Source organism: Levilactobacillus suantsaiihabitans (genome assembly GCF_004745505.1).
GTDB classification, from domain to species: domain Bacteria; phylum Bacillota; class Bacilli; order Lactobacillales; family Lactobacillaceae; genus Levilactobacillus; species Levilactobacillus suantsaiihabitans.
Genome location: NZ_RKLX01000006.1, coordinates 17,307 through 39,605 on the forward strand (window position 1 = coordinate 17,307; position 22,299 = coordinate 39,605).

Genomic DNA, 22,299 nt, shown 5'->3' on the forward strand with positions numbered 1-22,299 from the left:
GTGGTGCTGTAAAATGCCGTTGAGGCCGGTAACGTGCCTTCCCAGATCGTTCAATCAGTCGATGGGACCCAATGACCACGGCAAAATTTAAGCCCAGCCAAACAGCAAATTTGGCCGGTTTAAGCACGACTTGCTCAGTGGGTCGTCAACTGGCTGAGTGACGATCGGTCGGCCGTTAGTTTTAATTTTTTTATCGGGGCGAGTGCGCACGCAAGTTTACCATGGAAACGATAACAACCCTTTCAAGATGGGATTTTAATCTAACTCACAGGAATGTTCATCCTGTGAAAAATTGTTTTGTCTTTTATCTAGATTGGTGGTATCATTTCCAGTGTATTTGAATGGAGCGCTCGCTTCGTTCACTATTCCGCTTTTCTTGCGAAATGCCTGACATGAGTGAGGAATTTAACAGAGAAAATGCGTTCATATAGTGTGGAAAAGAGGTGATATTCGGTGAATGGTGATCCAGTTTCAACCTTCCAATTTCTGGGACTGACTTTTAGTACTGCCAACGTGGTTTCCGGCCTAGTCGTATTTGTGCTGATGGTGGCAGTCATTTTTTTCACTTCCAGAAAATTGGCCATGAAGCCTACCAAGGGGCAAAACTTCTTGGAGTGGCTAATTGATTTTACCAACGGAATTTTGAAGGGGTCCATTCCAGCCGGCGATGTCGGCAAGTTTGGCTTGTGGGGATTCACGTTATTCCTATTTCTCTTCCTGTCTAACGAACTGGGGTTGTTTATCCAAGTGGCAACACGTGGCGGGGCAACCATCGTTCGTAGTCCAACGTCTGATCCCATGACGACGTTAACGTTCTCGTTAATGACCATGATGATCGCTCAGTTTGCAGGGGTTTGGAAATTAGGTTATAAGCGTCACTTCACAAACTACCTGAAACCTTTCGTGTTCTGGCTTCCGATTAGTATCTTTGAGGAATTCACGAACTTTCTGACGTTGGGTCTCCGTATCTTCGGGGTTATCTTCTCTGGTGAAATGCTATTAGGGGTAATCTGGGATCTGGCAGCTTCACACGGTATTGCAACGATGATCGTTGCCGTACCAATCGAAATGGCTTGGCAAGGGTTCTCCGCATTCTTGGGGGCCATCCAAGCGTTCGTTTTCGTCACGTTGTCATCAGTTTATATTTCTCAAAAGCTAGAAGTCGAGGAATAAGTTTTATCTAATTTAAGGAGGAAACAAAGATTATGGGAGCTATTGCAGCTGGTATTGCTATGTTTGGTGCCGCCGTCGGTGGGGGTATCGGTGATGGTATCGTTATTTCCAAGATGCTAGAAGGTATGGTTCGTCAACCTGAATTATCAGGTCAATTACGGACGAACATGTTTATCGGTGTTGGGCTGGTTGAAGCCATGCCTATCATTTCCTTCGTTGTTGCTTTGATGGTTATGAACAAGTAGTAACAATGAACCGGTTTAGTTTTAAATATCTGATAGCAAAAGGAGGTGTCAATAGATGCTCTCACATTTAGTAATTGGTCAGTCGCTTTACTTTGGAGATTCTCTATTCTACATTGTCACGTTCTTACTGTTGATGTGGATTATTAAGGTTGTGGCGTGGGGTCCAGTCACGAAGATGATGCAAGAACGGGCCGACAAGATCAGTAACGATATTGATTCTGCCGAAAAGTCCCGTAACGATGCTGCCGACCTGGTGCAAAAGCGCCAAGCAGCCTTAGCAAATTCTCGTTCTGAAGCCCAAACGATTGTGAATGATGCGAAGACGAACGGTCAACAACAACGCGAACAAATCGTGAACCAGGCCCAAGCAGATGTTCAAACGATGAAGCAAAATGCCCAAAAGGATATCGAACAGGAGCGTCAAGACGCGCTGTCCAATGCCCGTAACGATGTGGCGGACCTATCTATTGAGATTGCTTCCAAGATCATTCAACGAGAATTAAAAGGTGACGACCAAAAGGCATTAATTGATTCTTATATCGAAGGGTTGGGGAAGCAACATGAGTCTTAATAGGGCAACGGTAGCAAAGCGCTACTCCAAAGCATTATTTGAATTGTTGTCCGAAAAAGACCAACTGGAGTCAGGCTACACAGAGCTAGAGGAACTTCGGCGTATCTTCCAGGACAACCCACAGTTGAGCACGATGCTCTCAGACGCTAGCCTGCAGGTTGCTGAACGCGAAGCTTTGCTCCAACCACTGTTGAAGCAAGCCTCACCGTATATCAAAAACCTGATTCAAATGGCCTACGATTACGGTCGGATGGAAAACCTTGTCGATATTATCGACGCTTTCCAAAAACTGTATGACGATGCCCACGACACGGTCTACGCTGAAGTGACGACGGCAGTCGCATTGACGGCTGAACAGAAGTCACAGATCGAAACCGTCTACGCCAAGCGCGTTGGGGCAAAGAAGGTCATCTTGAGCAGCAAGGTTGACCCTGCTGTGATTGGTGGGGTTATTATCAAGGCCGCAGACACGGTGCTTGACGGTAGCCTACGAACTAAAATTAATCGTTTACGGCAGCAACTGCTAGCATAACGAATTCGGTGATAAAGAGGTGAAACTTTCATGAGCATTAAAGCTGAGGAAATCAGTGCTCTAATTAAACAACAATTAGAAAGCTACAAGGATGAAATCTCAGTTGAAGAAACTGGTACGGTTACTTACGTTGGTGATGGTGTCGCTCGGGCCCACGGTCTGAACAACGCTTTGCAAGGTGAGTTGCTGTTATTTGACAACGGGGTTTATGGAATGGTCCAAAACCTCGAAGCCAGTGATGTTGGTATCGTTATCTTGGGTGATTTCACTGGAATCACTGAAGGCGATACGGTTAAGCGGACTGGCCGAATCATGGAAGTTCCCGTTGGCGATCAATTAATTGGCCGGGTTGTTAACCCATTAGGTCAACCAATTGACGGTAAAGGGGACATTTCCACGGACAAGACGCGGCCAATTGAACATAAAGCACCAGGGGTTATGGACCGGCAAGGGGTTAGCGAACCTCTGCAAACCGGGATCAAGGCCATTGATGCCTTAGTTCCAATCGGTCGTGGCCAACGTGAATTGATCATCGGTGACCGGAAGACTGGGAAGTCCTCTATCGCCATCGATACGATCATTAACCAAAAAGACCAAGACATGATTTGTATCTACGTCGCAATTGGTCAGAAGGCTTCTACGGTGCGGTCTCAAGTACAAACGTTGGAGAAATTCGGCGCGATGGACTACACGATCGTTGTTACCGCCAGCCCTTCTGAACCAGCCCCAATGCTGTACATCGCGCCTTACGCCGGTGCAGCCATGGGTGAAGAGTTCATGTTCAACGGCAAGCACGTGTTGATCGTCTACGATGATTTAACCAAGCAAGCCGATGCTTATCGTGAACTTTCCTTGATTCTGCGGCGTGCGCCAGGTCGTGAAGCTTACCCTGGTGATATTTTCTACACCCACTCTCGTTTATTGGAACGGGCAGCGAAGTTGAACGATGAACTTGGTGGCGGTTCGATGACGGCCTTACCTGTCATTGAAACCAAGGCCGGGGACGTTTCTGCTTACATTCCAACCAACGTTATTTCCATCACCGATGGTCAGATCTTCCTGAACAGTGATTCCTTCTATTCAGGTATTCGGCCAGCCATGGATGCCGGGACTTCCGTATCTCGGGTTGGTGGGGACGCTCAGATCAAAGCCATGAAGAAGGTTGCCGGGACGTTGCGGTTGGACTTATCTGCCTACCGTGAACTGGAATCCTTCGCGCAATTCGGCTCTGATTTGGATGCCGCTACCCAAGCGCGGTTAGCACGTGGGGCCCGGACCGTGGAAGTCTTAAAGCAAGGCTTACACGAATCCGTTCCCGTTGCTAAGGAAGTTATTATCTTGTTTGCCTTGACGCATGGTCATTTGGACAAGCTGGAAGTGGCAGACGTCTTACGTTACCAAAACGAATTGTTTGATTACATGGACGCCAGTCACCAAGACCTCGAAGACACGATCACCAAGACCGGGAACTTGCCAGAAGGCGACTCTCTGGAAAAGGCTATCGCGGAATTCGATACGACTTTCCAACCAACTGCCAAGGCCGACGAATCGGCTAACGCGGCTGATTAAGATACTTGAAGGAAGGATGGTGAGAAATAATGGCTGAATCAATTCATGACGTTCAACGTCGAATTAATTCCACGAAGGCGACCCGTCAAATTACGGCGGCGATGCACATGGTTTCGACGGCGAAGTTAAATAAGATTCAGAAACAAGCAGTCGGCTACCAAGACTATGTTTCTAAGGTTAAGGCTGTCGTCATGCATCTTTCGCAGTCTCATCTATTGGATGATAATTCCTCAAGTAGCCTACAGTCGAACCGTCCAGTAAAGAAAACCGCATATTTAGTGATCACCTCCGATCGTGGAATGGTTGGGAGCTACAATAGCAGTGTCTTACGGGATGCAAATGCGTTCATTAAAGAACGGACGCCAAATCCGGACGACTACATGGTGTTAGCCGTTGGGGGAACCGGTGCTGATTTCTACAAGCACCGCGGTGTCAACGTGGCTTACGAATACCGTGGGGTCAGCGATGTGCCTGAATTTAATGAAGTTCGGGAAATCGTCAAGACCGTGACCACGATGTTTAACAACGAAGTCTTCGATGAACTCTTCGTTTGCTACAACCATTTTGTTAACCGAATTTCTTCCCGCTTCCGGGCAGAAAAGATGTTGCCAGTCGACAAGGAAACGATGTCGACTGACGCGGCAAATGATACGCAAGCCTCACCGCTGACCGCTGAATACGACACGGAGCCTTCTGATGAAGCGGTGCTCCAAGTCGTCTTACCGCAATACGCGGAAAGCTTGGTCTACGGTGCGATCTTGGACGCAAAGACGGCCGAACATGCATCAAGTACCAACGCGATGCAGTCTGCCACTGATAATGCTGATGATTTAATCGCGACGCTGCAACTGCACTATAACCGTGCACGTCAAGCACAGATCACGACTGAAATCACCGAAATTACTGGTGGGCAAGAAGCCTTAAATAATTAATGACGGGAGGAATTAACGAATAATGAGTGCTGGTAAAATTGTTCAAGTTATCGGACCTGTTGTCGACGTTGAATTCCCGTTGAATGATGAATTACCTGACATCAACACTGCCCTGAACATCAAAAAAGATGATGGTAGTGTCCTTGTAACCGAAGTTGCCTTGGAATTAGGTGACGGGGTTATGCGGACCATTGCCATGGACGGTACCGATGGTCTTCGTCGGGGACTGGAAGTAGAAAACACTGGTGCTTCTATTTCTGTTCCTGTCGGTGACGACACATTAGGTCGGGTGTTCAACGTTCTCGGAAATCCAATTGACGGCGGTGCCGAATTTGGACCAGACGCAGAACGGATGCCAATTCACCGTGATGCACCTAAATATGACGAATTAAACCCTACGACTGAAATCCTGGAAACGGGTATCAAGGTTATTGACTTACTCGAACCTTACGTTCGTGGTGGGAAGATTGGGTTGTTCGGTGGTGCCGGTGTTGGTAAGACCGTTTTAATTCAAGAATTAATTCATAACATTGCCCAAGGCCATAACGGGATTTCCGTCTTCACCGGTGTTGGTGAACGGACTCGTGAAGGTAACGATATGTACTGGGAAATGAAGGGGTCCGGGGTTCTGAAGCAAACGGCCATGGTTTATGGTCAAATGAACGAACCTCCTGGTGCCCGGATGCGGGTTGCCTTGACCGGGTTAACGATTGCGGAATACTTCCGTGATGTTAAGGGCCAAGACGTGCTGTTATTCATCGATAACATTTTCCGGTTCACGCAAGCCGGTTCTGAAGTTTCTGCCCTGTTGGGTCGGATTCCTTCAGCCGTTGGTTACCAACCAACGCTGGCTACTGAAATGGGTCAGTTACAGGAACGGATCACGTCGACCAAGAAGGGGTCAATCACCTCTATCCAAGCCGTTTACGTGCCTGCCGATGACTACACCGACCCTGCTCCTGCCACGACTTTCGCCCATTTGGATGCCACGACCAACTTGGAACGTTCTTTGACGCAACAAGGGATTTACCCAGCCGTGGACCCCTTGGCTTCGACTTCAACGGCTTTGGCCCCAGAAATCATTGGTCAAGAACATTACGAAGTGGCGACGGAAGTTCAACACGTCTTGCAACGGTACCATGAATTGCAAGATATCATCTCTATCTTAGGGATGGATGAATTATCCGACGAAGAACAAACCATTGTTAACCGTGCTCGGCGGATCCAATTCTTCCTGTCACAACCATTCTCCGTGGCTTCTCAGTTTACGGGGATGGATGGGAAGTACGTCAAGTTGGAAGACACCATCCGAAGCTTCAAGGAAATCCTTGCAGGTAAGTACGATGACCTTCCAGAAGACGCTTTCCGGAACTGTGGCGCGATTGAAGATGCCGTTGCGAAGGCTAAGCAAATGAATGACGCCGTTGCCAACAACTAGGGAGGGATTCTAATTGGCTGATAATCAATCAGTGTTATCTGTTAGTATCGTTACCCCTGATGGCCAAGTTTACGAAGGTAAGAGCGACTTATTAGTGGTGAAGACGACCATTGGTGAACTTGGGATTATGTATAACCACGTGCCCCTCATTGCTTCTCTGGAAGTCGATGAAACGCGGGTCAAGTTAGGTGAAAACGAAGATAAGATTGCCGTTAACGGTGGTTTCTTGGAATTCTCTGACAACGTGGCGACCATTGTTGCAGACAGTGCGGAACGTCAAGACGATATTGACGTCAATCGGGCTGAAAGTGCCCGGGAACGTGCCAAAGCAACGATTGAAAAGGCGCAAGCTGCGCACGATGCCGATTCCCTTGCACGGGCTGAGGTAGCGTTGCGGCGAGCAATCAACCGGATCAACGTGGCTAAGCACTAATTTAAAATACGTTCGCGTGTTTCTGGCGGCCGTTCACCTCTTGGGGTGGGCGGTCGCTTTTTTTTAGATTGGTGAAACCAGGTGCCTGCGTCAACCAGGGTTCCGCCTGCTATGGGGAACGCCTGCAGCCTGGCAACACAATCTAGGCTGCCGCCTTACCGTTCGCTAGAGATGAGTTGGAACGCTGAGGGCGGACGGGTCGAGCCAAAAGACGGTCTCGCCGCCTCGCTTTGAGCCGAAGCCCACGTCTCAAAGACGCCAGTTTTCTAAGCGCCATGGCCCGTGCCGCTAAGAAAACTCCCACAGCTGAACTCATCTCTAGCGAACTCTCGGCTACGGTGGTGGTTGCCATAACTGTCGGCATACTGTTGCCCGCTACGTAGCGATAAGTTTCAGGGGGACCATGTCATTTCGTCAGTAACTGGAATAACTGTGTCTCTGATGTTTGCGGAATATCAATTGCCGTATGCACCGATTGGTAATGGTCACGCTGTCTTGGTTTAATGCTAAGTATCCTGACTTCGCCGTCTATGCCGGAGGAGGACAGGGGTGGAGCCAGCTGTGCCGACGGTGTTGGCTGGGGTTTTGTCTCAGCCTACAGCGTGGGGCGACTTGGGAGACTCGCCGGTTTTGCGAGGCTTCCAAGCGAACCGGAAGCCCGTTTCACAGGCTGGAGGTGTCCCTCATAGCAGGCGGAACCCCTGGCAGCCGCAGGCGACTGGTTTATTCAACGTGGTGGACAACGTTCTAACGGTAAGGCGGCTGTACCCACAATAGTCACGTCAGCGATGGACTCCCAGTTTACCCGAAAGTGGGAGTGAAGTGGGGATGGGGTCAAAAATGGTGATATTCACGTTTAAATTTGACGGAAATTTAAACAAGATTGCCGAAATGTCTAGAGCGACAAGGGATTGCCGCGATGACTTGCTTTTTGGTGTTGGCGACTTGCATCAATTAATTTTCGGGTTTAGTTGGGATACTTCACTAATAGTCTGACCGGTGATTTGGTTGGTCAATGACGGTGAGCCATGACCGTCGTTGACCCCCGGAGTGGTGCGGGGTAATCGGTTATTTTGAGGCGTGCCTAATTAAGGGCTTAGTGGTTATCGTGGTGATTTAACCAACTGACTGTGTGGTTTAAACAGTGAATTAGGGCAATTGTAATATTACAAACGCCGATTTTATGGGTATCTCAAGGACAAGGCCGCTAAATTATGCTATAGTTAGTGAGAATGTTTAGAAAGGATTGAGCGAATGTCACTCATTGGATTACAGGGAATTCTGACCATTATCAGTCACTTATTTTTTATCGGATTGGCCTTTTGGGCTATCTCTGCGTTACACATTGAGCGATTGATGACGTTTTATCCGCGGCAATCACGTGTCTTAATCGTGATGCTGTCGGTTGCAGTTGGATTCGCTTGCAGTTCGTTCTTTTTGGACTTCATCGATAACGTTCGTAATCTGGGCTATCTGTTACGTTAGACCCATAAAAATCTTTGGAGGTATCCCATGGAAAAAATTATTGTTCATGGTGGGAACCGCTTAACTGGTGTGGTCCATATTGAAGGGGCCAAGAATGCCGTCCTGCCAATTCTGGCAGCGTCGATCCTGGGCGAAGAGGGCATCACTCACTTAGCAAATGTTCCGGTTTTGTCTGATGTGTATACGATGAATAAAGTCTTACGCTTCTTGAATTTGTCCGTTGATTTTGATGAGGCCAAACGAGAAGTGACGATTGACGCGACTAAACAACTTTCTAGTGAAGCGCCGTTTGAGTACGTCTCCAAGATGCGCGCTTCAATCGTGGTCATGGGGCCACTGCTGGCTCGGTTAGGCCATGCGCGTGTGGCGTTACCAGGTGGTTGTGCAATTGGCACGCGGCCGATTGATTTACACTTAAAGGGTCTGGAAGCCTTGGGTGCGCGCATCGAACAACACGATGGGTACATCGAAGCCTTTGCTGATCAGCTTAAAGGGGCGCACATTTACTTAGACTTCCCAAGTGTTGGCGCCACGCAGAACATTCTGATGGCTGCCTGCTTGGCGGAAGGCACGACCGTGATCGATAACGTTGCCCGTGAACCAGAAATCGTCGACTTGGCTAACATCCTCAACAAGATGGGCGCCCACGTTCGCGGTGCGGGGACGGAAACGTTGCGAATCGACGGGGTCGCTAAGATGCACGGCACTGAACACAGTGTGGTACAAGACCGTATCGAAGCCGGCACCTTCATGGTCGGCGCAGCGTTGACCCACGGAAACGTCTTGATTCAAGACGGCATCGTGGAACACAACAAACCATTAATTTCCAAATTACAAGAAATGGGTGCGCAAGTGATTGACGAGCCCGGTGGCATTCGTGTCATTGGCCCGGAAAAGTTACAAGCCACTGACGTCAAAACGTTGCCATACCCCGGTTTCCCAACGGATATGCAACCGCAAATGACCGTTTTACAACTGGCTGCGACCGGCACCAGTACCATGACGGAAACCGTCTTTGAAAACCGTTTCATGCACCTGGAAGAATTGCGGCGGATGAACGCGCAATACCAGGTCAACGGGCGGACCGTGGTCATGCACGGGCCAACTGATTTCAACGGGGCCGAAGTGGCTGCGACCGATTTACGGGCAGCGGCGGCATTGGTTCTGGCCGGATTGGTGGCAGACGGTTACACGCAGGTCACGAACCTGAAGTACCTGGACCGGGGCTACTACGACTTCCACAAGAAGTTGGCCGCCTTGGGTGCCGAGGTCAAACGGGTCTCCGTACCTGATGATGACACCGTTGTGTTAAAGAATGCGCACGTAAATAACTAATTCACTGAAAGGTGGCAACTATTGCCGCCTTTTTCTTGTCCCCGCAAACTTACTGGCAACATGACCCATGCTGCCGTCAAGTTTCTTGCCAGTAAAATTGGCTAAACCAGGTGCCTGCGTCAGCCAGGGTTCCACCTGCTATGGGGAACGCCTGCAGCCTGAGGGGCGGTCTTCCGGCTCGCTTGAAAGCCTCGCACAGCCCGCGAGTCTTCCAAGTCGTCCCACGCTGTAGGCTGAGAAAAAAACCTCAGCCAACACCGTTGACACAGCTGGCTCCACCCTGGCTGCCTCCGGCTATGTTGTGTCGTTGAGGTAACATAGGGAGGACCGCCGAAACGTGCCGTGTGGGTTGTCAAAGTTTTGGTTGGACGAATTGAGTTGACGACTGTTATGGTGGTTGTCAGCAGTTAGTGTAGAGCATGCTGGTCAGTTAATACGACTAGCATGTACAGGGATGACCCAGCGGCTTAATTTCACGTAACGGTAAGGCGGCCAGTAAGCACCAGTGTTGCCACCCAGTTTGGTAACCAACAGAGAAGTTTTACGGTAGCGGGGGAGAAACCGTTTAGAGTTCACGCGGTTTATGGTATAATGAAATGTTGAAAATTGGCATTAAAATTCAGGAGGACGCATAAGTATGGCGAAAGACATTGGCATTGACCTAGGTACGGCGAACGTTTTAATCTACGTGGTCGGCAAAGGAATCGTATTAAATGAACCATCAGTCGTGGCAATCGACACGAAGACTGACAAGGTATTAGCAGTGGGCTCTGAAGCCTACCGGATGGTGGGTCGGACTCCTGGTAATATCCGGGCAATTCGTCCGTTGAAGGATGGGGTCATTTCTGATTTCGACATCACCGAAGCCATGCTCTCCTATTTCATCAATAAATTAAGTGTAAAGGGCTTCTTATCCAAGCCGAACATCATGATCTGTGCGCCAACGAACATCACGGAAATCGAACGGAAGGCCATCATTCAGGCGGCCGAAAAGTCTGGTGGCGCGAAGGTTTATTTGGAAGCTGAACCCAAGGTGGCCGCTTTGGGTGCCGGCATGGACATCTTCAAGCCTAGCGGTAACATGGTCATTGACATGGGTGGGGGAACGTCTGACATCGCCATCTTGTCCTTGGGCGACATCGTTTCCAGCCGGTCGATCCGGGTCGCTGGTGACCGGATGAACAATGAGATCGTGAACTACTTGAAGCACCATCACAACTTGATCATTGGTGAACGGACCGCCGAAACCATCAAGATCAAGATTGGGACGGCTTACCCAGAACCAGGCAACGAAGAAAAGACCATGGAAGTTCGGGGTCGGGATTCGGTTAGCGGGATGCCAACCACCACGACGATCAACGCCGCTGAAGTGGAAATTGCCATCCATGATTCCGTGGAACAAATCGTGTCGGCTGCCATGGCCGTGTTGGAAACGACACCACCAGAATTGGCCGCTGACATTATCGACCGCGGCATCATGTTGACCGGTGGGGGTGCCTTGTTAGACGGCATCGACAAGCTGTTCTCCGAACGGTTGACCGTGCCTGTCATCATTTCCGAAGACCCATTGGACAACGTGGCCAAAGGGGCCGGGGTCTTACTGGAACACATGGACACCAAGACGGCCAAAGAAAATAACTAAGCATTTGAAACGATTCAGTCCAAGGGAGGTCTGACGATGCGGCAGCTGTTGACCTGGCTGGTGCGCGGCTATCAGCGGTGGATTTCACCACTATTTCCGCCCACTTGCCGGTACTATCCGACCTGTTCCAATTACATGTTGCAGGCCTTAGCCAAGCATGGCGCGATTAAGGGCGGCCTGATGGGCATTGCCCGCATCCTGCGCTGTCAGCCATTTGTCCACGGTGGGGTCGATCCGGTCCCGGATCACTTTACCTTACGACGCAACGTGGCGGCGGAAAAAGCCTATCGTCAGGCCATGAACCTAGACGAAGAGTCACCCAACAAATAAAGGAGAGTTGGCATGAGCAAACGAGAAAAATCTGTACAGGTAACCATTGACGAGCAAAAGCTCCCAGACGGCGGCACCATGTCCGTGCTGAAAATCGGTGACGAAACCATTGGGACGGTCACCCCGGTGGAAGACCGGTTAGAAGCACAATTAAACGACGGGGATGTGTACCGCGTCAAGACCGTTGACGAAGGGGTCGAACTCCTGTTAAAGGATTACCACCTGCATCGCGGTTAATAAATTTTAGTAAAGTTGGCCGGAGCGAAACGTCGAATTTCACTTCGGCCTTTATACTAGGCTTAGGACAAATCTTAGTTTGAATTAAGGAGCAATCATTGTGGCAAAGAATGCGACAGAACGGCGAGGCGAGACGGAATCACGCATTGACTGGGGAATCATCTTCTGTGTCCTCATGTTGGCGTTGATTGGGCTCGCATCGATCTATGTGGCGGCGACCCACGACAGTAGTGCCACGAGCATTACGTCGGCCGTGGTCTCCCAGCTGGCGTGGTACGTCATTGGGACCGTCGCCATCGTTATCATCATGCAATTTGATTCGGAACAACTGTGGAAGGTGGCGCCATTGCTGTATGGTTTAGGTATCTTCCTGTTAGCGGCAGTCTTGATTTTCTACAGTCGCGCGTACTACGCCAACACCGGTGCCCGGAGTTGGTTTGCGATTGGGTCGTTGACCTTCCAGCCATCAGAAGTCATGAAGCCGGCCTTCATCTTAATGCTGGCGCGGGTCGTGGCCGAACACAACAATGCCAACCCGATTCATACGGTGCGTACCGACTGGGTCTTGATTGGCAAATTGATTCTGTGGACGTTGCCAGTAGCCGTGCTCTTGAAGCTGCAAAATGACTTCGGGACCATGCTGGTGTTCTTCGCCATCGTGGGTGGGGTGATTCTGGTCTCCGGGATCACCTGGAAGATCATTGCCCCCGCGTTTAGTGCCATCGCCGTTGTCGGCGGGACTGCGCTGGCGTTGGTGACCACGGATGCCGGGCGGAAGATTTTGGAAAAGGTCGGGTTTCAGGCCTACCAATTCTCCCGGGTCGACACCTGGTTACACCCTTCTCAAGATACGTCTGACACCGGGTATCAGTTGTGGCAAAGTATGAAGGCCATCGGTTCCGGGGGCATCTTCGGCACGGGCTTCAACGTGTCCCACGTCTACGTGCCCGTGCGGGAATCCGATATGATTTTCTCGGTCATCGGGGAAAACTTTGGGTTCATCGGGGGCTGTGTCCTGATCTTCTTGTATTTCTTATTGATTTACCAAATGATTCGGGTTACCTTCGATACCAAAAATGTGTTCTACGCCTACATTTCGACCGGAGTTATCATGATGATTTTGTTCCACGTGTTTGAAAACATTGGGATGAGCATTGGGCTGTTACCATTGACTGGGATCCCGTTGCCGTTTGTTAGTCAAGGGGGGTCCGCTTTAATTGGGAACCTCATAGGTATTGGCTTAATCATGTCAATGAGGTATCATTATAAGAGTTACATGTTTAGTCGTAACGAATCGTTTAAGTAGAAGGAGATTATTTAGCATGAGCGAAATGGTAAAGTATTTCTGGACCAAGGCAGTTAACGACGGTACCCGGATCGGTTTGACCACGGAAGGCCAAGATGAACTGGGCACAATCAAGTTTGCCAAATTACCAGCTGTTGGCGATGACGTGAAGAAGGGTGAAAACCTGTTAAGCGTTGAAGCTGACAAGGCGGTTTCTGACATTCCTAGCCCCGTTTCCGGTAAGGTCACGGCGGTTAACCCAGCTTTGGGCAACGATTTTGACGCTTTAAACGGTAGCGATACTGATGCTGCTTGGTTTGTCGACGTTCAAGAAGACTAATCACCAGCAGTCACACAACAAGGCCGGGGCATTTGCTCCGGCCTTGTTGCGTCCTATGCAACTGCTACGTGGTGGTGGCTGGCCGCCTACCGTTCGCCAAATATGGGACTGGAACGCGGTGGGCGGACCGATCGAGCCAAAGGACGGTCTCGCTCTCGCTTTGAGCCGATAACCCGCGTCTCAAAGACGCCAGTTTCCTAAGCGGCGGAAAATCACGCCGCTAAGCAAATTCCCACGGCTGAGCCCATATTTGGCGAACTCTCGGCTACGGTGGTGGTTGTAAGAAACACTGGTTTAGTTCTGACGTCATCGGCCAATACGGTGGTTTTGCGCCAACGTCATAATGTGGTAAGCGGCTTCTGGCTAATGTTTTATCGCTACGTTGTGGAAGCGGGCCGCCTTACCGTTAGCTAGAGATGAGTTGGAACGCTGAGGGCTATGTTTACTAAACCAGATGCCTGCGGCTGCCAGGGGTTCCGCCTGCTATGGGGAACGCCTGCAGCCTGAGGGGCGGTCTTCCGGCTCGCTTGAAAGCCTCGCACAGCCCGCGAGTCTTCCAAGTCGTCCCACGCTGTAGGCTGAGACAAAACCTCAGCCAACACCGTCGACACAGCTGGCTCCACCCCTGGCCTCCTCCGGCATAGACGGCGAGGTCAGGTTACTTAGCGCTAACGATATCGTTAGCCATTGATGGCTGTCAGCAGGCGGCAGTGTAAAGTATGCTAGTCGGTTAATACGACTAGTATGTACAGGGATAATCCCGCGGCTTAACTTCAGGGCGGTGCCGGGAGTGGCTAGTGTCCTACGCTGGTTGTTGCCTATGACTGCTAGTGTAGCCGAGAGTGAAGTGAAATCTAGGCTCAGCCGGGGAATTTACCAGTGGGTTTTGCTGGCAAATTGGTGACTTTGAGACAGTGATCTTCTGGCTCAAAGCAAGCACCGAGACCGGGTTTTGGCTCGGTGCGTCCTCCCCCAGCGTTCCAGCCTAGAATTTCACGTAACGGCAGGCGGTCAGTGCAATCAAACGGTACAGTCAAACCGGCCAATTTCAGCGCATGCTTGGGGTTTTCGCTGGGAGTCGGGTATAATGGGGGTATCAAAGCAATTGGAGGAGAGCCACATGAAGGAAAAGAATGTATTTCACATTAACGGCTATCTCGGCCTGGTCTTGGTCTTACTGGTGTTGGCCGGGGGCATCTATCTTAGCATCGCCACGGCGCCCGTGATTGGTGGCATCCTAGTGGTGCTGGCCGTGTTGGCTGCCAGCAGTCTGACAATCATCAGCCCTAACCAGTCCAAGGTGCTGACCTTCTTTGGCCGCTACATCGGCACGATTCGCGAGGCCGGGTTGTATTTGACCGTGCCACTGACCAATAAGTCGACGGTTTCCTTGCGGGTGCGTAATTTTAACAGTGCCATCTTAAAGGTCAACGACTTACAAGGGAATCCGGTGGAAATCGCCGCCGTGATCGTGTTTAAGGTGGTCGATACCAGCAAGGCGCTGTTTGCCGTTGAGGACTACGAACAGTTCGTGGAGATTCAAAGTGAATCGGCCATTCGCCACGTGGCGTCGGAATATGCCTACGATAACTTTGGCGATGGCAAGGCCCTGACCCTGCGCAGTAACCCGACCGAGGTCTCCAACCACTTGACAGAAGAATTACAGGAGCGGCTGAACGTGGCCGGCGTGGAAATCATCGAAACGCGGCTGACGCACTTGGCCTACGCGACCGAAATTGCCTCGGCCATGCTTCAACGCCAACAGTCACAGGCTATTTTGTCCGCCCGGAAGATTATCGTGGAAGGAGCGGTCTCCATCACCGAGGGCGCCATCGAGCGGTTGTCGGCGGAGACTAGCCTGAATTTGACGGACAATCAGAAGATTCAATTAATTAACAACATGATGGTTTCAATTATTAATGAACGGGGCTCGCAGCCGGTGATTAACACTGGTAAAGTCGCGGAGTAAGACAAATACTGGAGGTTTCTTGATGGATGAACAGCTACAAAAAGTGTTAAGCGACTTAACGGTTCTTAACGAGCAAGTCAGACAGGGTGAGGTGTATCAGTCGCTGGGCCCGCGGTTAGGCCAGATCATGGATGGCATCAAACGCCACCGCCGCACGACCGTCACGCTACCCGATGACCAAGACGGGGTCAAAGACGTCTTGACTGACTTTCGCCATCAACTGGACCAACAGGTGCCGGTCACGTTGCCCAATGATCAGCTCCGCTTGTTGCTGGATCACTTGGCGTCGACCGATGCCGAACTCCGCTACCAAGGCATTAACTTCACCTTTTATGATGCCTTTCAACAAGACGCGCTGGATACGCAGCAATTGACGTTTATTTTAGACGAGCTGTTGCGGCCAGAGGCCCTGTTTGCCCACATCCTGGAGCCGACCAATAACGCCGTCTTTGGGCGGGCCAGTCGGGTGGCCATGCTGGGCGTCGTCTTGCATTTCTTAGACCAGTACGGCAATTACAACGACGTGGACAAGCTCCACCAAGCCGTGCTGCTATCGGCGGCATACCTGTGCTTGGAAACGGACACGCGTGGTTTCGTGAACCAATCGGGCTGGGCACACGCCTTTACGGCCATTGCGGATCTGTTGGCCGTATTGAGCAACAGTCATAAATTGCCACGCGCCGAGAAGCTCTTCTTGATGACGGCACTGATGGAGCGGATAAAGCGGTTGAACACGCCGCTGATCTACGGGGAAAATGACCGCATTGCCAACTACCTGGCCGAAACTACCGGTCGCAGTGGGCTGTACGCCGATGCGCTGGTGCTCATTTTAAAGAACTGGCGGCAACAGGTCGCCTTGAACCGGCGGCCGGACAACATCGGCGGCTGGAACCGTTTCTTCAATCGCAAGCGGTTATTGGATGCGCTGCGGCTGCGCCAGGATTTGCCGAAGACATTGAAGGCTTATTTGAGCTCAACTATCGATTTTTTGGGCTGATTTTATTCTCAATCAATTTGAGAAATGGTATACTGAAGGCTAACCGAAATATATACGATAGGATGAGTGACAACATGGAAAAGCAAACGAAGATTCACGTAGGTCTATTATTCGGTGGAAATTCTTCTGAGCATGACGTTTCAAAACGCTCAGCGCACAACATTTACGATGCAATGGATAAGTCCCGTTATGAGGTCAGTTTGTTCTTACTGACCCGTGACGGCTTCGTCCTGAGTGATGCCGCTTCACGCCGGGTATTTGATGGCGAAGATGAAGCGACGGTTGCGGCGGCGGAACAAACCAAAGTAGACGCTTCGAACCCATTGGCACCCATTTGGAATTTATCTCAAGCAAAGGACATCGATGTCTTCTTCCCAATTATTCACGGTAACTTGGGTGAAGACGGTACGATCCAAGGGCTTTTCCGCTTACTGAAAAAGCCTTACGTGGGGAGTGGCGTCTTGGCATCGGCCGTGTCCTTTGATAAGGATATGACGAAACAGGTCTTGACGGCCCATGGTATCCGCAACACCAAGTATCTGGTCCTAACGCCAGAAAACCGCGATGCGTATGACTACAGCACCGTTCAGGCCCAGCTGGGCGATAACGTGTTCATCAAACCGGCCAACCAAGGCTCTTCAGTCGGTATTCACAAGGCAAGCAACGCTGCGGAATACAACGACGGCATTGAAGACGCCTTCCGGTACGACTACAAGGTCTTGGTGGAACAAACGATCGACGGCCCAGAAGAAGTCGAAATTTCCATTTTGGGGAATGAAGAACCAATCGCTTCCAAATTAGGCGCCATTCGCGTGCCTGATTCTGACGTCTTCTACGACTACAACAACAAGTTCGTGGACGCCAGCGGGGTGACCTTCGAAGTGCCAGTCGAACTATCGGCTGACCTGACCAAGGAAATCACGCAGATGGGGTTACAGACCTACGCTGCCCTGGGCTTAAAGGGGATGGCGCGGATCGATTACCTGGTCTCCAAGGATGGCGTGCCTTACGTGGGGGAAGTCAACACCTTGCCAGGGTTCACCAACATCAGCCTGTACCCACAACTGTGGCAGGCCACGGGCATTACCTACGCTGACCTGATTGACCGGTTGATCCAATTAGGCTTAGACGAGTTCAAGTACCAAGACGAACTGGCCTATGACTTTATTCCATTGGATGACCACTCGGCAGCGTCAACTTACAAGCCTAAACACTAGAGGTCTCAAAGCCGGTCAGGAGCGGAAACGTTCCCGGCCGGTTTTTGTTTAAGCGCAACTGGTTGTTATCAGGGACACGGCGTTGTACTGTCCGCCTTACCGTTCACTAGAGATGGGTTGGAACGCTGAGGGCGGACGGGGCGAGCCAAAGGACGGTCTCGCCGCCTCGCTTTGAGCCGGAAGTCCCGTCTCAAAGACGCCAGTTCCCTAAGCACCGAAGCCCGTGCCGCTAAGGGAACTCCCACAGCTGAACCCATCTCTAGTGAACTCTCGGCTACGGTGATGGTTACCAACAACGTCAGTGCACTAGTTGTCCGCAACGGATCCGCGCACTTCACGCGAACGACAAGCCAATGCGGTGGCGATACGTTTAATGTTGGCTGATGTGGATAGGACTAATGGTCGCTATACCCATTATTGGGTAACGGGGTTGTCTATCATGGGCCGAACACTAAGTACCTTGGTCTCACCATCTGCGCCGGAGGAGGCCAGGGGTGGAGCCAGCTGTGTCGACGGTGTTGGCTGAGGTTTTGTCTCAGCCTACAGCGTGGGGCGACTTGGGAGACTCGCGGGTTTTGCGCGGCTTCCAAGCGAACCGGAAGCCCGTTTCACCGGCTGGAGGTGTCCCCCATAGCAGGCGGAACCCCTGGCAGCCGCAGGCAACTGGTTTGCCCAACAGGGTAGGTCGCGTTCCACCCCATAGCTAGCGGACGGTAGGCGGCCAGTCCAACCAGTGTCGTGGTAGACAACAAATTTTGTCATAGAATCAGAATCAATGAATTGGAGGGAATCAGCGTGCGGACTTGGGGACGACAACTGAAAATGGCTTGGCGGGCTGGTGTCTTGGCACCTGGCCTGGCAGTGGGGTGGTGTTTGGCCGTCCTGTTGTTTGCCGGGCTGCGGTTGTTAGGCCAGCACCCCGGGTGGCACGTTGACTTGGTAGTCCTAATACTCCTACTAATGGCCCTGAGCGCCTGGCAACTGACCCATTTGGCCCTGACGTTGATTGGGCGGCGACCCGCGGGCTGGCAAAGCTGGCAGTTGGTCTGGCGTCACAAGGGAGCCTGGTTGTTAGTAGAACTCGGGTTGACCATCTTGGCGTTACCGTTGGGGTTGGGCGGTCTCAGCAGTCGGTTGTTGGTGCGCTTACCTTTGCCGGCAGATTTCATCAACTACGTCGGCTTAAACCGGCGGCCGGTTGGTATCACGGTGGCCATCATCTACATCGTCGTGGCGGGCGTTTGCCTGTTGCGCGGGCCCTGGGTCTTTCGGCGACTGGCCCCACAGATCCGCCGGCCGGGGAGTTGGCGCCAAATGGTCGTGGCCCTACTGATTGGTGCCGGTTTAATGGGCGTTTGGTGGGGACTGGCGGAAGGCATCGTGACCCTGAATTGGTGGGGGGATGCCCGATTGGCGGCCGGCTTGGCCAAAGGATTGGCGGCTGGGTCATTATTACTGATTTTTCTGGGGTTTGTGGTCGCGGTCATTTTAGCCGCCATCACGCTGGTTTGGAGCTGGTGCGGTCAGCCGGCCGTCAGTCGGCCAATTCCGCGGCGGCAAGGCTGGTGGTTGGTCACGTTGCTGGTGATTGCCGGTGGCTGTGTCAGCGCCCAGGCCCTGGAGAGTACGCCCCAGTTTGCAGCGATGGTGGCCATCAGTCACCGCGGTGTCGATCACGGGGTGGGCGTTCAAAATACCCTGGGGGCCTTGCGTCACGTCAGCCAGCAGCGTCCGGATTACGTGGAAATGGATCTGCACGAGACCCGCGACCATCAGTGGGTCGTCTTGCATGATGAAAATTTGGCCGTATTAGCCCAGCGTAATGCGACCCCACACCAGTTGACGTTGGCCCAGCTAGAACGGCTGACAGTCCACGAGAATGGCTATCACGACCATTTGGTGAGCTGGTCAACCTATTTACGCACGGCGGAACGTTTGCACCAGCCCTTATTGGTCGAAATCAAGACCACGCCGCAGGACTCCGCAGGGGCCGTTCGCCGCTTTGCCCATCAGTACGGTGCCCGGTTGCGGCGAGATGGCTCGGCCGTCCACTCACTGGATTATCGCGTGGTGGCCCAGCTCAAGCAAACGGCGCCGCAACTGCAGGTGGGTTACATCACGCCCTTTAACTGGGTCGCACCGGCGTCCGTACCAGCGGATTTTTACTCCTTTCAACGCATATCGGTCAGCCAGCAGTTTATTTTGGCTGCCCATCAAGCTGGAGCACCGGCCTGGGTGTGGACGCCAGATTCGCCAGCGGCCATGATCCGGATGTGGGCGTTGGGAGCCGATGGCGAGATCACCAATGAACTCTCACGCCTGCAGCGTGTCGTGCGCCAGCGGCCCGGGAAAAACTGGTGGGCCGTGGTCCAGAACTTTGTGTTCAGCTGTGTATAACTTACGGGTGAAGTGACTTAGTGGCTTAAATGCGAATAATTGTGACTATTAAAAGAATTATATCCGGCACAAATGACCGTTTATAATTCTTTTTATATAAAGATGATAAAATGGCCTAGACAGATTAGAGTTCCTTAATAAAACCGCATATCACTTGTATTCGGCGATAAATCCCTTATTATTAGTATTAATGATAAACAGCTGAATGTGGTTATCGCTTTTTCAAGGGAGAACAAGCAGCGCCAAACGGTCGGTGAACGTCTGGATGCCGTTACGCGCACTGGTTGCGTAATGTTCGGCTTTATCGGAATTGGTAACTGACCAACGTGCGAGACGTGAGGGAGAGAAAGCAGATGCGTTTATTAGGGAATAAGGTAAAGCAATATCGGAAACAAAAAAATATGTCGCAGCAGGAATTGGCAGACGGCATTTGTACCCAAGCCACGGTAAGCCTGATGGAAAAGAAGAACAAGATTCCCAGCATTAAGATCATGCTGCAGGTGTGCCGGCGGTTAAATGTGTCCTTCAACGATATTTTGGCGGGCGTGGGTAGCGGGATGGACGAACAGTTCGATGAGATTTCCGCTGCCATTCGTCAGGAAAACTTCCGGGCAGCCGCAAACCTGTTGGCGGCCGTTGAGATGTCGGACGTGGCGAGTGCCTTTGACCGCGAACGCTATCATTACTACCGGGGATTCATTGAATTGGGCGCACATGAACGGCCGGACGAGGCTATTTTCCACTTTAACCTGTTGTTACACCGCTCGTATCAAATGCCCTGGGACCTGTACGCCATTGTCGGCAACGTGGGGATGGCCGCGGCTTACTTGCGCCGCCAGGAACTGGAAAAGGCCCGTTACTACCTGAGTGAAGCGGTGGGGTACCTCGATGACTTTGAATGGCACGATGAAACGGACTTCCGCCGGTTGATCTGGGCGCGTTATCGCATCGCGCAGATGTATCTGGAACTCCAACAGCCCCAACTGGTGATTGAAAGCGTCGAATCAGCCTTGCGAGCAGTCAAGCAACAGGCGTCACTTTACCTGATCGATGTGCTTTACGAAATTCGCGGTCAGGCAGAGGTGGCTTTGAGTGCCAAGGCCGCCGCGCGTCGCAGCCTGACGATTGCCAAGACGTTGGCGTTAGTGACACACAACATCGCATTACAACAGCGGTTAGCGCCGGCCGCCGGGTCAGCATTGATGGATTAATGAATTGAATTTAGGGTAAAATAAAAACGCCACTGCCTACGCAGCGACGTTTTTCAGTATCAATCTTAACTTTTAAGCTTCGGCGTGAGTAACCTTGGCTGGTTGGTTGTTGAGGTCCGTCCGTACCACGATGACGTCGCAAACCGCCGTCCGGGTAACGTATTCGGTGACAGAACCAATCAAGAGGCGTTCCACGGCGTTTAACCCGGTAGCCCCAATCATAATCAGGTCCGTATCATTATCGCGGGGAACATCCCGGGCGATAATGGTCTTCGGTGCGCCGTATTCGATCGCGTAGTCAATGTTCTCAAGGCCATCAGCCTTCGCATCAGCCACGTACTTGTCGAGTGTCTTCTTTGCCGTTTCCGTAACTTGTTCAACCATGCTGGTATCGAAGCTGGAAATGTTTTGGAAAGCCCGCGTATCAACAACGTGAACGAGATGTAAATCAGCATCGTTACGCTTAGCCACAGCGACCGCTTTCTTGAAAGCTAATTCTGCTTCGTAAGAACCATCAACTGGGACTAAAATGTGCTTGTATTGTTGTAACATATTGTTCACCTCTCATTACTTTATACTCTTATCATACGTTATTTAACGTGAAATAAAAAGCGAAATGGTCAAAAAATGAAAGAAAAGTGAAACCGGTTACCCCTTAGGCAACCACCGCACCAGGATCAGCTGGAGGCCAATCACCACGATGACGCCCACTAATAAAACGGCGGAAATAAAGATGGTGTTGTTCATGACCGTCGCTATGGCGGCAACCACGCCGACCAGCATCATGAGGATGCCCCCAATGCTTAAGACGTTACTGAGAGCAGGGGATTTTTCGGGATGAAAAACCAGAAAAGCCCGCTTGCGGTGACTGTAAAAATACCAGCCGATACCAAGAGCTAAGAGGGTGTAGCAAATCATTAAAATCGTAATGGCCAAGGGATGACTCCTCCTTAAAAATTGG

At 51.3% G+C, this 22,299-nt stretch carries 22 protein-coding genes; 20 read left to right on the forward strand and 2 right to left on the reverse strand.

What is annotated here, in order from left to right; all coding sequences use genetic code 11:
* The first annotated feature begins 453 nt into the window (after nucleotides 1–453).
* The 20 genes from atpB (at nucleotide 454) to EGT51_RS04925 (ending at nucleotide 21,338) form a co-directional block, all read left to right on the forward strand.
* Nucleotides 454–1,173 (forward strand): F0F1 ATP synthase subunit A, encoded by a 720-nt coding sequence (atpB, locus tag EGT51_RS04830; RefSeq protein WP_135367640.1) that lies wholly within the window; start codon nucleotides 454–456, stop codon nucleotides 1,171–1,173.
* Nucleotides 1,174–1,205: 32 nt separating this feature from the next.
* Nucleotides 1,206–1,418, forward strand: coding sequence for a F0F1 ATP synthase subunit C (atpE, locus tag EGT51_RS04835; protein ID WP_125575374.1), 213 nt, complete (start codon nucleotides 1,206–1,208; stop codon nucleotides 1,416–1,418).
* Between the two features lie 55 nt (nucleotides 1,419–1,473).
* The gene (atpF, locus tag EGT51_RS04840; RefSeq protein WP_135367641.1) at nucleotides 1,474–1,989 is read left to right on the forward strand and encodes a F0F1 ATP synthase subunit B; all 516 of its coding nucleotides are present in this window, start codon (nucleotides 1,474–1,476) and stop codon (nucleotides 1,987–1,989) included.
* A complete protein-coding gene (gene atpH / locus EGT51_RS04845) occupies nucleotides 1,979–2,521 on the forward strand; it encodes an ATP synthase F1 subunit delta (RefSeq protein ID WP_135367642.1) in 543 nt (180 codons plus the stop codon). The genes atpF and atpH overlap by 11 nt, the downstream gene beginning before the upstream one ends.
* Nucleotides 2,522–2,551: 30 nt before the next feature.
* Nucleotides 2,552–4,090: a F0F1 ATP synthase subunit alpha gene (atpA, locus tag EGT51_RS04850; protein ID WP_135367643.1), complete on the forward strand. Its 1,539-nt coding sequence runs from the start codon at nucleotides 2,552–2,554 to the stop codon at nucleotides 4,088–4,090.
* Nucleotides 4,091–4,119: 29 nt separating this feature from the next.
* Nucleotides 4,120–5,022 (forward strand): F0F1 ATP synthase subunit gamma, encoded by a 903-nt coding sequence (locus EGT51_RS04855; protein WP_135367644.1) that lies wholly within the window; start codon nucleotides 4,120–4,122, stop codon nucleotides 5,020–5,022.
* A gap of 22 nt (nucleotides 5,023–5,044) precedes the next feature.
* Nucleotides 5,045–6,460 (forward strand): F0F1 ATP synthase subunit beta, encoded by a 1,416-nt coding sequence (atpD, locus tag EGT51_RS04860; RefSeq protein WP_135367645.1) that lies wholly within the window; start codon nucleotides 5,045–5,047, stop codon nucleotides 6,458–6,460.
* 13 nt (nucleotides 6,461–6,473) lie between these two features.
* On the forward strand, nucleotides 6,474–6,893 hold the full coding sequence (locus EGT51_RS04865) for a F0F1 ATP synthase subunit epsilon (protein ID WP_125575368.1): 420 nt from the start codon (nucleotides 6,474–6,476) through the stop codon (nucleotides 6,891–6,893).
* Between the two features lie 1,254 nt (nucleotides 6,894–8,147).
* Nucleotides 8,148–8,378, forward strand: coding sequence for a DUF1146 family protein (locus tag EGT51_RS04870; protein ID WP_125575367.1), 231 nt, complete (start codon nucleotides 8,148–8,150; stop codon nucleotides 8,376–8,378).
* 27 nt (nucleotides 8,379–8,405) lie between these two features.
* Nucleotides 8,406–9,713, forward strand: coding sequence for a UDP-N-acetylglucosamine 1-carboxyvinyltransferase (gene murA, locus EGT51_RS04875; RefSeq protein WP_135367646.1), 1,308 nt, complete (start codon nucleotides 8,406–8,408; stop codon nucleotides 9,711–9,713).
* A gap of 637 nt (nucleotides 9,714–10,350) precedes the next feature.
* Complete coding sequence (gene mreB / locus EGT51_RS04880) at nucleotides 10,351–11,355, forward strand: rod shape-determining protein (RefSeq protein WP_135367647.1); 1,005 nt, start codon at nucleotides 10,351–10,353, stop codon at nucleotides 11,353–11,355.
* Nucleotides 11,356–11,391: 36 nt separating this feature from the next.
* Nucleotides 11,392–11,685 (forward strand): membrane protein insertion efficiency factor YidD, encoded by a 294-nt coding sequence (gene yidD, locus EGT51_RS04885; RefSeq protein ID WP_135367648.1) that lies wholly within the window; start codon nucleotides 11,392–11,394, stop codon nucleotides 11,683–11,685.
* A gap of 12 nt (nucleotides 11,686–11,697) precedes the next feature.
* Nucleotides 11,698–11,922: a DUF2969 domain-containing protein gene (locus tag EGT51_RS04890; RefSeq protein WP_125575363.1), complete on the forward strand. Its 225-nt coding sequence runs from the start codon at nucleotides 11,698–11,700 to the stop codon at nucleotides 11,920–11,922.
* A gap of 100 nt (nucleotides 11,923–12,022) precedes the next feature.
* Nucleotides 12,023–13,228: an FtsW/RodA/SpoVE family cell cycle protein gene (locus EGT51_RS04895; protein ID WP_135367649.1), complete on the forward strand. Its 1,206-nt coding sequence runs from the start codon at nucleotides 12,023–12,025 to the stop codon at nucleotides 13,226–13,228.
* A gap of 16 nt (nucleotides 13,229–13,244) precedes the next feature.
* The gene (locus tag EGT51_RS04900; RefSeq protein ID WP_135367650.1) at nucleotides 13,245–13,547 is read left to right on the forward strand and encodes a glycine cleavage system protein H; all 303 of its coding nucleotides are present in this window, start codon (nucleotides 13,245–13,247) and stop codon (nucleotides 13,545–13,547) included.
* A gap of 1,120 nt (nucleotides 13,548–14,667) precedes the next feature.
* Entirely contained in the window at nucleotides 14,668–15,516 is an 849-nt protein-coding gene (locus EGT51_RS04905) for an SPFH domain-containing protein (RefSeq protein WP_135367651.1), read from the forward strand.
* Between the two features lie 22 nt (nucleotides 15,517–15,538).
* Nucleotides 15,539–16,513, forward strand: a complete 975-nt coding sequence (locus tag EGT51_RS04910) for a DUF2785 domain-containing protein (RefSeq protein WP_135367652.1) — start codon at nucleotides 15,539–15,541, stop codon at nucleotides 16,511–16,513.
* Between the two features lie 74 nt (nucleotides 16,514–16,587).
* Nucleotides 16,588–17,730 (forward strand): D-alanine--D-alanine ligase family protein, encoded by a 1,143-nt coding sequence (locus EGT51_RS04915; RefSeq protein WP_135367653.1) that lies wholly within the window; start codon nucleotides 16,588–16,590, stop codon nucleotides 17,728–17,730.
* A 795-nt stretch (nucleotides 17,731–18,525) separates the two neighbouring features.
* On the forward strand, nucleotides 18,526–20,127 hold the full coding sequence (locus tag EGT51_RS04920; protein WP_225428682.1) for a glycerophosphodiester phosphodiesterase: 1,602 nt from the start codon (nucleotides 18,526–18,528) through the stop codon (nucleotides 20,125–20,127).
* 353 nt (nucleotides 20,128–20,480) lie between these two features.
* Nucleotides 20,481–21,338, forward strand: a complete 858-nt coding sequence (locus EGT51_RS04925) for a helix-turn-helix transcriptional regulator (RefSeq protein WP_135367654.1) — start codon at nucleotides 20,481–20,483, stop codon at nucleotides 21,336–21,338.
* A 72-nt stretch (nucleotides 21,339–21,410) separates the two neighbouring features.
* Here EGT51_RS04925 and EGT51_RS04930 read toward each other — a convergent pair whose 3' ends face one another.
* Both EGT51_RS04930 and EGT51_RS04935 read right to left on the reverse strand, forming a co-directional pair.
* Entirely contained in the window at nucleotides 21,411–21,890 is a 480-nt protein-coding gene (locus tag EGT51_RS04930; protein ID WP_135367655.1) for a universal stress protein, read from the reverse strand.
* A 96-nt stretch (nucleotides 21,891–21,986) separates the two neighbouring features.
* Nucleotides 21,987–22,274, reverse strand: coding sequence for a hypothetical protein (locus EGT51_RS04935; RefSeq protein WP_135367656.1), 288 nt, complete (start codon nucleotides 22,272–22,274; stop codon nucleotides 21,987–21,989).
* Between the last annotated feature and the right edge of the window lie 25 nt (nucleotides 22,275–22,299).

Excerpts from the sequence above, each read along its gene's own strand:
- EGT51_RS04890 (WP_125575363.1), top strand. The coding sequence starts at position 11,698 with ATGAGCAAACGAGAAAAATCTGTACAGGTAACCATTGACGAGCAAAAG.
- EGT51_RS04870 (WP_125575367.1), top strand. The coding sequence starts at position 8,148 with ATGTCACTCATTGGATTACAGGGAATTCTGACCATTATCAGTCACTTA.
- atpA (WP_135367643.1), top strand. The coding sequence starts at position 2,552 with ATGAGCATTAAAGCTGAGGAAATCAGTGCTCTAATTAAACAACAATTA.
- yidD (WP_135367648.1), top strand. The coding sequence starts at position 11,392 with ATGCGGCAGCTGTTGACCTGGCTGGTGCGCGGCTATCAGCGGTGGATT.
- EGT51_RS04925 (WP_135367654.1), top strand. The coding sequence starts at position 20,481 with ATGCGTTTATTAGGGAATAAGGTAAAGCAATATCGGAAACAAAAAAAT.
- EGT51_RS04855 (WP_135367644.1), top strand. The coding sequence starts at position 4,120 with ATGGCTGAATCAATTCATGACGTTCAACGTCGAATTAATTCCACGAAG.
- mreB (WP_135367647.1), top strand. The coding sequence starts at position 10,351 with ATGGCGAAAGACATTGGCATTGACCTAGGTACGGCGAACGTTTTAATC.
- atpH (WP_135367642.1), top strand. The coding sequence starts at position 1,979 with ATGAGTCTTAATAGGGCAACGGTAGCAAAGCGCTACTCCAAAGCATTA.
- atpE (WP_125575374.1), top strand. The coding sequence starts at position 1,206 with ATGGGAGCTATTGCAGCTGGTATTGCTATGTTTGGTGCCGCCGTCGGT.
- EGT51_RS04905 (WP_135367651.1), top strand. The coding sequence starts at position 14,668 with ATGAAGGAAAAGAATGTATTTCACATTAACGGCTATCTCGGCCTGGTC.
- atpF (WP_135367641.1), top strand. The coding sequence starts at position 1,474 with ATGCTCTCACATTTAGTAATTGGTCAGTCGCTTTACTTTGGAGATTCT.
- EGT51_RS04910 (WP_135367652.1), top strand. The coding sequence starts at position 15,539 with ATGGATGAACAGCTACAAAAAGTGTTAAGCGACTTAACGGTTCTTAAC.
- murA (WP_135367646.1), top strand. The coding sequence starts at position 8,406 with ATGGAAAAAATTATTGTTCATGGTGGGAACCGCTTAACTGGTGTGGTC.
- atpD (WP_135367645.1), top strand. The coding sequence starts at position 5,045 with ATGAGTGCTGGTAAAATTGTTCAAGTTATCGGACCTGTTGTCGACGTT.
- EGT51_RS04900 (WP_135367650.1), top strand. The coding sequence starts at position 13,245 with ATGAGCGAAATGGTAAAGTATTTCTGGACCAAGGCAGTTAACGACGGT.
- EGT51_RS04915 (WP_135367653.1), top strand. The coding sequence starts at position 16,588 with ATGGAAAAGCAAACGAAGATTCACGTAGGTCTATTATTCGGTGGAAAT.
- EGT51_RS04930 (WP_135367655.1), bottom strand. The coding sequence starts at position 21,890 with ATGTTACAACAATACAAGCACATTTTAGTCCCAGTTGATGGTTCTTAC.